At 31.7% G+C, this 11,764-nt stretch carries 12 protein-coding genes, 1 pseudogene and 1 riboswitch; of the genes and pseudogenes, 9 read left to right on the forward strand and 4 right to left on the reverse strand.

Annotation, left to right across the window (positions count from 1 at the left end; translation table 11 throughout):
- Window positions 1-331 (forward strand): annotated as a pseudogene (locus BUB36_RS17155) (glycine/sarcosine/betaine reductase complex component C subunit alpha); the annotation flags it as partial.
- Between the two features lie 101 nt (window positions 332-432).
- A riboswitch (glycine riboswitch) is annotated at window positions 433-544 on the forward strand.
- 420 nt (window positions 545-964) lie between these two features.
- Here BUB36_RS17155 and BUB36_RS17160 read toward each other — a convergent pair.
- Window positions 965-1,630: a TetR/AcrR family transcriptional regulator gene (locus tag BUB36_RS17160; protein ID WP_073153125.1), complete on the reverse strand. Its 666-nt coding sequence runs from the start codon at window positions 1,628-1,630 to the stop codon at window positions 965-967.
- A 709-nt stretch (window positions 1,631-2,339) separates the two neighbouring features.
- On the opposite strand from BUB36_RS17160, the gene BUB36_RS17165 reads away from it, so the two are divergent.
- The 6 genes from BUB36_RS17165 (at window position 2,340) to BUB36_RS17190 (ending at window position 8,947) form a co-directional block, all read left to right on the forward strand.
- Window positions 2,340-3,665, forward strand: coding sequence for a glycine/sarcosine/betaine reductase component B subunit (locus BUB36_RS17165; protein WP_073153128.1), 1,326 nt, complete (start codon window positions 2,340-2,342; stop codon window positions 3,663-3,665).
- Window positions 3,666-3,681: 16 nt separating this feature from the next.
- Entirely contained in the window at window positions 3,682-4,998 is a 1,317-nt protein-coding gene (gene grdH / locus BUB36_RS17170) for a betaine reductase selenoprotein B (protein WP_084112114.1), read from the forward strand.
- Between the two features lie 77 nt (window positions 4,999-5,075).
- A complete protein-coding gene (locus BUB36_RS17180) occupies window positions 5,076-6,554 on the forward strand; it encodes a glycine betaine uptake BCCT transporter (protein WP_073153134.1) in 1,479 nt (492 codons plus the stop codon).
- Between the two features lie 234 nt (window positions 6,555-6,788).
- Window positions 6,789-6,911, forward strand: a complete 123-nt coding sequence (locus BUB36_RS20435; RefSeq protein ID WP_278247863.1) for a hypothetical protein — start codon at window positions 6,789-6,791, stop codon at window positions 6,909-6,911.
- Window positions 6,912-7,046: 135 nt separating this feature from the next.
- Window positions 7,047-8,426 (forward strand): rhodanese-like domain-containing protein, encoded by a 1,380-nt coding sequence (locus BUB36_RS17185; protein WP_073153136.1) that lies wholly within the window; start codon window positions 7,047-7,049, stop codon window positions 8,424-8,426.
- Between the two features lie 65 nt (window positions 8,427-8,491).
- Complete coding sequence (locus BUB36_RS17190) at window positions 8,492-8,947, forward strand: hypothetical protein (RefSeq protein ID WP_073153139.1); 456 nt, start codon at window positions 8,492-8,494, stop codon at window positions 8,945-8,947.
- A 191-nt stretch (window positions 8,948-9,138) separates the two neighbouring features.
- Here BUB36_RS17190 and BUB36_RS19865 read toward each other — a convergent pair whose 3' ends face one another.
- From BUB36_RS19865 to BUB36_RS17195, 3 genes are read right to left on the reverse strand one after another with little or no spacing between them, the layout of a single operon-like run.
- On the reverse strand, window positions 9,139-9,327 hold the full coding sequence (locus BUB36_RS19865; RefSeq protein WP_165613132.1) for a hypothetical protein: 189 nt from the start codon (window positions 9,325-9,327) through the stop codon (window positions 9,139-9,141).
- Window positions 9,328-9,342: 15 nt separating this feature from the next.
- A complete protein-coding gene (locus tag BUB36_RS19870) occupies window positions 9,343-9,531 on the reverse strand; it encodes a hypothetical protein (RefSeq protein ID WP_165613132.1) in 189 nt (62 codons plus the stop codon).
- 15 nt (window positions 9,532-9,546) lie between these two features.
- Window positions 9,547-9,897, reverse strand: coding sequence for a hypothetical protein (locus BUB36_RS17195; RefSeq protein ID WP_073153141.1), 351 nt, complete (start codon window positions 9,895-9,897; stop codon window positions 9,547-9,549).
- A 527-nt stretch (window positions 9,898-10,424) separates the two neighbouring features.
- Between BUB36_RS17195 and BUB36_RS17200 the strand changes: the two genes are divergently transcribed.
- Complete coding sequence (locus tag BUB36_RS17200) at window positions 10,425-11,102, forward strand: response regulator transcription factor (protein ID WP_073153144.1); 678 nt, start codon at window positions 10,425-10,427, stop codon at window positions 11,100-11,102.
- Window positions 11,102-11,473 (forward strand): hypothetical protein, encoded by a 372-nt coding sequence (locus tag BUB36_RS17205; protein WP_073153149.1) that lies wholly within the window; start codon window positions 11,102-11,104, stop codon window positions 11,471-11,473. Before BUB36_RS17200 ends, BUB36_RS17205 begins: the two co-directional genes overlap by 1 nt.
- Window positions 11,474-11,764 lie beyond the last annotated feature (291 nt).

Raw genomic sequence — 11,764 nt, forward strand, 5'->3', positions numbered from 1 at the left:
AAAGGAAATAGCCAAGAAGGAATTTGAAAAAGCCAATAAGGCTGGATTAAAGGAAATACTTGCAGGGCTTGCAAAGGATACCAAAAAAGCTGACAATGAAGCACAAAAAGTTACAGCTCCTCCAAAGGAAGTAGTAACAGGACAAATCTCTGGTATAGATATAATGGATCTAGAAGATGCTGTAAAGGCATTATGGAAGGAAAAAATCTATGCGGAAAGCGGCATGGGATGTACAGGTCCTATAGTACTTGTAAACGAAGAAAAGTTAAGCACTGCTACCGAAATTCTTTCAAAGGCAGGATTTGTTGCTAAAGCAGGCAGTGACTGCTAATATAGATATTATTGTAAAAAAACAAGTTGAAAATTTCATGAAAGATATGTATAATATTAGAAGATTCATGTGCTTTAAAAAGTTAATAATGATTTTACTGGATGAAGGGTTTGGGAGAGAGTCAATCTATATTGGGGATGGACCGCCGAAGGTATAAGCTATGATTAAATAAGTTATAGTGAAGTTCTCAGGCTAAAGGACCATATCTGGACAGTACTCTGGAAAGCCTTAATAATTACAAAGGTATTATAAAGGCACCGAAGGGGCAATTTCAGTTATCTAAAGGTATTTTATAAATCATAATTGTATTATAAAGAAAGATTGTGTATTCTTAAGTTTTAAATTGTGCATTCTGAAAGAAACTCTCAGGTTAATGACAGAGAAGCAATTGCAGTATTAGGCTGCTTATTGCTTCTCTATATTTTAGCAAAAAATAATCATGATTAAAATATAAACTTGATTGAAAAACAAATATGCTTATGATATAATTAATATGCGCCCAACTAAAATTATTTTATGATTTTATAACGACTTAGGCATGAAACCTTGTCCTTGATGGCTGGGTATAATGCCATTTTTTTTTAAAAATGAAAAAACATAAGGATAAGATTGTATCTCCTTATGTTTTTTATTTTATTTAATTTTAAGATTTGTATAGGATTTAATTGTTTGTTTCATATAAGATAATGTTCTATTTACGGCTTCTTCTGTACTATAATCTACCTGTCCATTTAAAATTCTTGAAAGCATTCCATTATAAATCAGGAGATTCATTTCGTTAATTTCTTCTAAATCCTCTTCTTTTATTAAAAATTCTGATATACAAGATTTAAGTATTGATCTGTTCCTATCATAAATATTTTGTCCTAGGAGCATGGGAAGCAAGTCATCGGATTGATGACCCAGTTCTTCAGGGAAAATTGAATAGTATTCCTTTATATCATCGTTTAGAGAATTACTAAATTTATCAAAGAAAATTGTATAGTAAATTTTAGGTTTTTTAAAGGAGTGATAACAAAAACACTTCCAAATGGAAAAATATTTATCGATAGGGGTTTTTGCATCTTTTAAATAATGTGGTAAGCTAAGAACGTATTCTCTTAAATATTTCATAGAAGCAAAGAAAACTAAATGATCAAGATTTTCAAAATAATTATATAGTGTAGCACTATTATATCCAGCGATATCTGATACTTTCCTAATAGTAATAGCTTCAAATCCTTCGTTTTCAATAATTTGATTTACTGCTTCAATAAAATAACTCATCATGCGCCTTTTCTGAATTTCTTTTTTGTACATTTTAATTCACCAACTAAAAATATTTTAATTTTATAAGTATTATACCACATACAACTATATAATCTATAATTAAATTTTATAATTAAAAAAATTGAATAATTCTGACTTAGATGGATTTAAAGTAACCTATTGTGCTAGTTTCTATCACTAGAGTTTTAATATTTCCTTTTCGCTCATGTAATAAATCTGTTTTTTTATATTGTTTTGAAGGTGAAAACAGGTTTATAAAAATCATTCAAATGAAATATTAAAACTCTCTAAGGTATTTTATAAACAAAAAATTTAATTAACTAGCACAAGAAGTTAAAGTAATGTAATTCTATTAATTATAAAGCTTAATAATTGAGGAAATCCCACAATACATTTAAAGAATTCTACAGTACAAAATGTAGTAAAGAAAGTTAAGAAATTTATATAAAAAAAATTGTAATTTAAATCACGAATATTTACTAAACGAATTTACAATATAATCATGGTTATGATATAATTATATTAGTTAGAAAAATAACAATATCTAAGACAAGACAAGGATAACGTTTTTTCCTTATCTTCCTTATAGATATTCCAGTAAAACAGTTAATTTATATACATCAAAACTCCTTAAAAACTCTGGATATTTTGATATGTATAAATTAAGTTTTACTATTGGAAATCTATATATAAGTTATTTTTCTAGAAATAATATTAAGGAATGAAAGGAGTGTAAAAAATGAAATTAGAAATTGGCAATTTTTATGTGAAAGACATTGTTTTTGGAGACAAAACTGCCTATGAGAATGGAGTCTTAACTATTAATAAGGAAGAAGCCTTAGCAGTAGTTAAAGAAGATGAGCACATTATTGAAGCAGATTTGGTTATAGTAAAACCAGGTGACAAAGTAAGATTAGTGCCAGTAAAGGAGGCTATTGAACCAAGACATAGGGTAGGAGGAGGACCAGTATTTCCTGGAGTAACGGGAGAGCTTATGCAGTCAGGGAATGGAAGAACTCTTGCACTTAAGGATTGTAGTGTGTTGGTAGTTGGAAAGCATTGGGGAGGCTTCCAAGATGGTTTAATAGATATGAGTGGAGAAGGTGCTAAATACACATACTTCTCACAATTAAAAAATATTGTTTTAGTTGGGGATACAGACGAGGAATTTGAAAAACATGAACAGCAAAAGAAAAATCATGCCTTAAGATGGGCAGGAATGCGTTTAGCAGAATATATAGGAAGCTGTGTGGCTGAGCTTGAACCAGAAGAAATAGAAACATATGAATTAGAACCTATAACAAAGCGTTCTAAAGAAATAAATGATTTACCAAGTACTGTACTTGTTTTACAACCACAGTCTCAAATGGAGGAAATGGGATATAATGATTTAGTTTATGGATGGGATTGTAACCATATGGTGCCAACCTTTATGCATCCAAATGAGGTTTTAGATGGAGCAATGATTTCAGGGTCATTTATGCCTTGCTCATCGAAATGGTCAACATATGATTTTCAAAATTATCCTATGATCAAAAGACTATATAAGGAGCATGGAAAAACAATTAACTTCTTAGGTGTGATTATGTCTAACCTAAATGTTGCATTGGAGCAGAAAGAAAGAGCAGCTCAATTTGTAGCACAAATAGCAAAGTCTCTAGGTGCAGATAGTGCAATAGTAGCAGAAGAAGGATATGGAAACCCAGATGCTGACTTCATAGCATGTATAGTAGCATTAGAAGATGCAGGAATTAAGACTGTAGGGCTTACAAATGAGTGTACTGGAAGAGATGGAGCATCACAACCCCTAGTAACATTAGATCCAAAGGCTAATGCAATCGTATCATGTGGTAATGTATCTGAGCTTATAAAGCTTCCACCAATGGAAACAGTAATAGGTGAGTTACAAGCTTTAGCAAGAGACGGTTTATCTGGAGGATGGGCTGACGATGAAATATTAGGACCATCAGTTAAAGAAGATGGCTCAATAATCATGGAAAACAATGCTATGTTCTGTGGAGACCAAGTTGCAGGTTGGTCTACTAAGACAATGGTTGAATATTAAGGAGGTGGCTAAGGAGATGAAAAAAGCGATTCTATATTTAAACCAATTTTTTGGACAAATTGGTGGAGAAGATGTAGCGGATTATGCTCCAGAAATTAGAGAAGGTTTAGTTGGACCAGCCATGGCACTTGACAAAGCCTTAGGCGATGATGTTAAAGTTACTCACACAATAATATGTGGAGATAATTTCATGGGTTCAAGAAAAGATGAAGCTGTTGAAACTATCTTAGGATTTTTAAATGATTTAGAGTTTGATATATTTTTTGCAGGACCAGCCTTTAGAGCAGGGAGATATGGAGCAGCCTGTGGACATATATGTAAGGCGGTAAAGGAAAAATTTGGAGTGCCTGTAATAACTTCTATGAACGATGAAAACCCTGGGGTTGAAATGTTTAGTAAAGAAATGTATATATTCAAGGGTGGGAAAAGTGCTGCTGCCATGAGGAAAGATACTAAGGCAATGGCTGACTTTGCTAAGAAGTTATTAAATGGAGAAGAACTTTTATCAGCAGCAGAAGAAGGTTACTATGGAAGAGGAATAAGACATCAAAAATGGCTTAACCCTCCAGTACCAGCTACAGATAGAGTTATAGATATGCTTCTTAAAAAGATTAATGGTGAAGAATTTGTTAGTGAATTACCTATACCTGAACTAGATTTAGTACCTATAGCATCTGCTATTAAAGATTTAAGTAAGGCAAAGATTGCTTTAGCAACAACAGGTGGTATAGTACCTGTGGACAATCCCGATAGAATCCAGTCAGCTTCAGCTACAAGATGGGGTAAATATAATATATCTAATCTAGACCATCTTCCAGGTGGAGTATATAAAACTATTCATGCAGGTTTTGATCCAGCAGCTGCTGATGCAAATCCTGATGTAATAGTACCATTAGATGCTTTAAGGACATATGAAAAGGAAGGAAGAATTGGATCAGTACATGACTATTTCTATACAACAGTAGGTACAGGAACTACGCAAGGTGAAGCGGCAAGAATGGGTAGAGAAATGGTTGAAGACATGAAGTCAGCTGGAGTAGATGCAGTTATACTAACATCTACATGAGGTACCTGTACACGTTGCGGTGCAACGATAGTAAAAGAAATTGAAAAGGCAGGAATTACAGTAGTACAAATGGCAAACTTAATACCAGTAGCAAAAACTGTTGGGTCAAACAGAATGGTACCAACAATATCTATTCCATATCCTTTAGGAGATCCAAATACTTCAAAGGAACAACAATGGAAGCTTAGATATCATAGAGTTGGCGTAGCTTTGGATGCTCTAGAGACAGATATAAAAGAGCAAACAGTTTTTAAAGTTAAGATTTAACTAAATATAAACCACGTCCCTATGGGACGAGGTTTTTCCTAAAGTCGTTATAAAATAATTTGATAGGGGGCGCATCTATGCAGAAAAAAGATAATAAAGTTTTTTATATATCTTTATTGGTAGTATTTGCAATTATTGTTACAGGACTTTTTCTTCCAACACAATTCGAATTGGCAGCTAATGGTGTATTTAATTTCTTAGTTGGTAATTTTGGGTGGTTCTATTTTCTTACTATGTTTTCCTTTGTTGTATTTTCAATTTGGATTGCATTTAGTAAATATGGAAAGATAAAGCTGGGAGCAGATGACTCACAGCCTGAATATTCATTGATTTCATGGTTTGCCATGCTTTTTAGTGCAGGTATGGGCGTAGGACTGGTTTTCTGGGGAGTTGCAGAGCCATTGAATCATTTTGTCAATCCTCTAGGAATGGAAGGTGGAACAGCAGCAGCTGCTGACTTTGCCATAAAAAAGTCCTTTTTCCATTGGGGTTTACATCCATGGGCAAATTATAGTGTTTTAGCATTAGCACTTGCATATATGCAGTTTAGAAAAAATAAACCAGGACTTATTAGTAGTATATTCATACCATTGATTGGTGAGGAAAGGGTTAATGGTCCCATTGGAAAGCTAATAGATATTTTAGCTGTATTTGCCACTGTTGCTGGTGTTGCTACATCATTAGGTATGGCAACTTTGCAAACTACAAGTGGATTAAATTATCTTTTCGGAGTTCCAGAGACAAATATTATAAGAATAGTTGTAATAACAATTATAACCGTGTTATTTATGATTTCAGCAGTTACTGGTTTAGATAAGGGGATAAAATGGTTATCCAATGCAAATGTTTCATTATGTGGAATTCTTATAGTGTTAGGATTAATCATCGGACCCACAATAATGATAATAAATACTTTTACGAATAGTTTAGGCCTCTATTTAAGTACCTTTGTTAGAGAAAGCTTTCAGATAGATCCATTTGGTAATAATGAATGGTATGGATGGTGGACTATATTCTACTGGGCATGGTGGATAGCTTGGGCACCATTTGTTGGAACCTTTATAGCTCGTATTTCAAAAGGTAGAACTATTAAAGAATTCGTTGCTGGAGTTTTATTAGCACCAACATTAGCTTCTTTTATATGGTTTGCTGTATTCGGCACAATGGGTATAAACCAAGGATTAGATGTGGCTAAGGAAGCTATTAAATCAACTTCTACTGCATATTTTGTAGTTATGGATAAGTATCCAATGGGAAGCGCTATTTCATTAGTTACTGTTGTTTTACTTACTACATTTTTTGTTACATCTGCAGATTCGGCAACTTTTGTTCTTGGTATGATGTCATCTAATGGAGAATTAAACCCATCTACCAGGAGAAAAGTTATTTGGGGTATTATTCAATCAGGACTAGCATTAACCCTAATGTTAGCCAGTGATAAAGCCCTTGGTATGCTTCAAACTGCATCTATAGCGGCAGCATTTCCATTTGCTTTTATAATGTTGTTTGGTATGATAGCTTTAGTAAAAGCCTTAAGAAAAGAGCCAAATCTTTAATATAATAAATTAGAGCAATTAAACAATAAGTATAACTAATAAAGAGAGTCTGTTGTCTTTTTTAAAGATAATAGGCTTTTTTTATTAGATGTAGTATAATTTAACCATTTGTAACAGTAAATAGAATTTTATTATTTTGTAATACTTTAGGGATTTTAATATTTCATTTGAGTGATTTTTATAGATAAAATGGATTGATTTGATAAATGGTAATTAGTATCAAGATTTACATGAATGAAAAGGAGATATCCAAATTCTTGGGATAAAGATCAATGCGATAGGTTAAAGTCAAAATGTGTTATTGAAATTTTGAAAGATAATGCACTTAGACTAGGAATAGAAGCAGACAGAGTATAGAAATATCTTATAGTTTAATAGGCAATTATAAAATATTCCTATTTGAATATCACAGATTCCTCCTATAAAATAATAGAGAAATGCAGCTTAAACCCAGTGAAATACTTGTAAAACACATACTAAGGAGGAAAAATAATGAAAAAAAACAAGGGATACTTTAGTTTGATTTTGATGGTAGTACTTTGCATAAGCATTTTTACAGCATGCCAAAATAATACACAAAAATCAGAACAAACTAAGAAAGACCTAGCTCAGAACAATGAACAAGCAAAAAAGGCGGTTATTACTAAGAAAGAGTTAGTAAAAGAATTAGAAAATGATAAGTATATAGTAGTAGATACTCGTAGCGAAGCTGCATATATTGGATGGAGGACTGAAGGGGAAGCGAGAGGCGGTCACATTAAAGGAGCTGTAGATTTCCCTTACAAGTGGATAAAGGAATTAAAAAATAATGAATTAAAAACTGCATTAAGTGGTAAGGGGATTGTTCCAGAGAAGACTATTGTTGTTTATGATAGCAATGGGAAAGAGAGTATAGCAATGGCTGAAATTCTTAAAGATTTAGGTTATGAAAATGTTTTAATTTATGAAAATGGTATGAAGGAATGGGCGGCTGATGATAGTTTACCAATGGAAAGGCTTAAAAACTATGATAAATTAGTTAGTGCAGCTTGGATTAAAGATTTAATAGGTGGGAAAAATCCAGAAAATTACAATGGTAATGTATATAAGATATTTGAAGTAAGCTGGGGAGAACCTAAGGATTATAATGCAGGACATATACCTGGTGCTATTCATTTAGATACTAATGAAATAGAGGAAGAACCTTTATGGAATCGTAAATCTGATAAAGATTTAGAAAAAATGCTTTTAAAGTATGGTGTTACTCATGACACTACAGTGATAGTGTATGGAGCTGATAGCACTGCAGCAGCCCGTGCAGCATCAATTTTTATGTACTGCGGTGTAGAAGATGTAAGATTATTGAACGGTGGATTTAATGCTTGGAAATCAGCAGGATACGAAGTTGAGACTCAAACCAACGAACCAGTGCCTGTTGAGAGTTTTGGAGTACAAGTTCCTGCCCATCCTGAATATATTATTGATACAAAGGAAGCAAAGGAAATATTAGCTAAGGATAATGAGGAGCTTGTTAGTATAAGAAGCTGGGCAGAATATTTAGGGAAAACTAGCGGTTATTCCTATATAAAGCCAAAAGGACGCATAAAGGGTGCAGTTTGGGGTCACGCAGGCTCTGATCCATATCATATGGAGGACTATCGTAATATAAATGGAACTATGCGAAATTATAAAGAAATAACTAAGAATTGGAAGGAATTTGGGATAACTCCTGATAAAAGAGTAGCATTCTTCTGTGGCACAGGATGGAGAGCTAGTGAAGCCTTTTTTGATGCCTATCTAATGGGATGGGAGAATATTGCAGTATATGATGGCGGTTGGTATGAGTGGAGTATGGATGAATCTAATCCAGTGGATTCGGGAGAGCTTAAATAATAACAGTTATAAGAGACAACTTCCTTCTTAGAAGTTGTCTCTTATAATCTATGAAGGAGATCAAAATGGAAAAGAGATATAATAAACTATATTTACCAATTATACAAAAGATATTTACTATAATATCTTGTATACTGATTATCTTAAGCTTAGGATTAGAAGCAGCTTCTAAAAAAAGCATGGGAGTTTATAGGGATTTGGTGTTTAGAAAAGGGCTTTTAGAAAATACAATTTTAAGCTCAAACTTATTAAATCTTTATAAGTGGTTCCTAATAGCAGGAATAGGAAGTTGTGCTGTGATTATTATTTTAAAAAGAATTTATATTATTGATAGAATGAAGAAATATATTAAAGCTACTATGGCTTTAAGTATAATACTTTTAATAATGATTTTATTTTATAACAGAGTAGGATTGACAGCTTACCCATTGATGGTAGTAAGTATTGGCATAACAGTTGTTTTACGATATATTATGATAATTTTATCTCGTATATTAAATAGGGAATTTTTATATCTATAAGAAATCTCCCTTCTGGCATTGTATTATTTAAAATTTTGCCAGAAAGGAGATTGAAATTCATTAGAGTATAGCTTTTTTCGCATTGCTATTTTTTAAACTTATATATCTTACCAAGATATATCTTCACATGAAGATGGCCCTCATAGACTGTTTTTATCTTCTGCATCTAAATATTTATCTATCATAAAATCTTAAAAGCTGAGGTCTTCAAGGTTTATCATTATAGCATTTTCATCGAAGTACTTGTCTAATATTTTATAAAACTCATCCCATTTTTTATCAGCCTTATCAAGCTTGTTATCCTTTTCAAGCTTAATGCTTTGCTCATATAGGCTTTCAAGCTTTTTCATGTCATCCTTAGGAATATTCTTAGTAGGCATACCTTTAATAAAATCTTAAAAGCTGAGGTCTTCAAGGTTTATCATTATAGCATTTTCATCGAAGTACTTGTCTAATATTTTATAAAACTCATCCCATTTTTTATCAGCCTTATCAAGCTTGTTATCCTTTTCAAGCTTAATGCTTTGCTCATATAGGCTTTCAAGCTTTTTCATGTCATCCTTAGGAATATTCTTAGTAGGCATACCTTTAATAAAATCTTAAAAGCTGAGGTCTTCAAGGTTTATCATTATAGCATTTTCATCGAAGTACTTGTCTAATATTTTATAAAACTCATCCCATTTTTTATCAGCCTTATCAAGCTTGTTATCCTTTTCAAGCTTAATGCTTTGCTCATATAGACTTTCAAGCTTTTTCATGTCATCCTTAGGAATATTCTTAGCAGGCATACCTTTAATAAAATCTTCAAAGCTGAGGTTATTAAATACACATTCTACAACTTCTAGATCTTGACTTTTAGCTTCTTCTGCTAATGCAATACCTCCGTTTGCAAAACCTCCAAGGGAAATTAATGCAGATAGTGATAATACCAATACTTGTTTTTTGTTCATTTCTAATACCTCCTGTTTTATTTTAGTATATGATTCTGGTGCAAAAAGTTTTTTTGAGGATTTTTTTGAAATTCTTTACCTGTATACTTGTAAAAAATCACAATTAAGCATTAAAAATCCCTACAATTATGCAAGTTCAAATAATTGCCTTGCATAAAAAATCAATTTTTGACTTTTTGCACTGGAATCAGTATATTCATTATGTAGGGCATTGCTTATAAGCAATTAATTCTGAAAAATTATATTTTGTATGTCCCTCACCCTACGATATTTATGATACACAATAGTTATGTATTTTTTGGGTACAATTTATATTGTTTTTATGTTCTTTTTGTATAAAAAGGACACAAAAAAGACATAAATTTATTTTATAATGATTAAGTATATAGATTTCCCAAAGTTAAATTGAATTTATACATCTCAAAATATCCAGAGTTTTTAAGGAGTTTTGATGTGTATAAATTAACTGTTTAACTGGAATATCTATAGGATTTGCATAGTAAAACTTAATAAAGGAGTTTAGTTCAATGCATAAAAGAGTTTTAGTGATTGAGGATCAAGATAAAATTCGTAGAATAATACGTGACTATTTTAATAAAGAGGAATTCAAGGTATTAGAAGCTGGAGATGGAAAAGAAGGTCTGAGGATTTTTGAAGCTGAAGATATAGATCTTATCATACTAGATATAATGCTACCAGAATTAGATGGATGGTCTGTTTGTAAAAGAATTAGAAAAATCTCTGATGTGCCAATAATAATTTTAACCGCAAGAAGTGATGATGATGATATGCTGCTTGGATTCGATTTAAAGGCTGATGAATATGTAACAAAGCCATTTAATCCTCAAGTGTTGGTCGCAAGGGCTAAAATGCTGATTGATAGAGCAAATGGTACAGTAATTGAAGATAAAAGTACCATTTATAAGGAAGGAATAAGTATTAATAAACTTTCAAGGGAGCTTAAAGTAGATGAGGATATAATAAAGATAACCCCTAAGGAATTCGATATACTAGTATATCTTATGGAGAATGAAGGCAGGGTTTTGTCTAGGGAAACAATTTTGAGATCCATATGGGGATATGATTATTTTGGAGACATAAGAGTTGTAGACAATCATATAAAGAAGCTAAGAAAGCATCTAAAGGATAGGGCATATGTTATATGTACAGTTTTTGGAGTAGGATATAAATTTGAGGTGAATTAATGAGAAGAAAAAGTATTGTACTAAGGCTATTTATTATTACAACTGTTTTATGTATGTTGTTAGTTTTTATTCAGATTTTTTTTCAAAATACTCTTATAACTAGATTCTATAAGGATATTAAAATTAGTATGCTAGAAAAAGAAATTAAAGCTATAACTAATGTATTAGAAGCTTCCTCAATGGACAAAGAAAAATTATATACAACTCTAAATAATTTTTCTCAGAAAAATGGAGCAGCAATAGCATTAATCAATAAATATGGAAACCCTGAGTATGGCTTAGATACGCAATATAAATCATCACTTTTGAAGATTATAAGTGAAGATGACAAAGAATACAATATATATCCTGAATTATTCATAACTCAATGAATTATGATGAAAATTAATGTTAAAAGGTAAAATCTTATATCTGAAGTTCTGGTTTCATTAACAATAGAACCAAAGATTATAATTTTAATAAGATACCAACTCAAAATCTTATGTTGTAACCTAAAAAAGAGCAGACTAATCCCTTGGTTATTGCTTTAAGGTTTTCAAATTTGATTTTATAAATTATGCAAAAGTAATATTATCAATGTTTTTCATAATTATTTGAAATTTGTCTTTATAAGGATAACTACTACTCATTCTAAAAGTAGTCTTTCTTCCAGATTTAATATA

The sequence above is a fragment of the Paramaledivibacter caminithermalis DSM 15212 genome (assembly GCF_900142245.1).
Taxonomy (GTDB): Bacteria; Bacillota; Clostridia; order Peptostreptococcales; family Caminicellaceae; genus Paramaledivibacter; species Paramaledivibacter caminithermalis.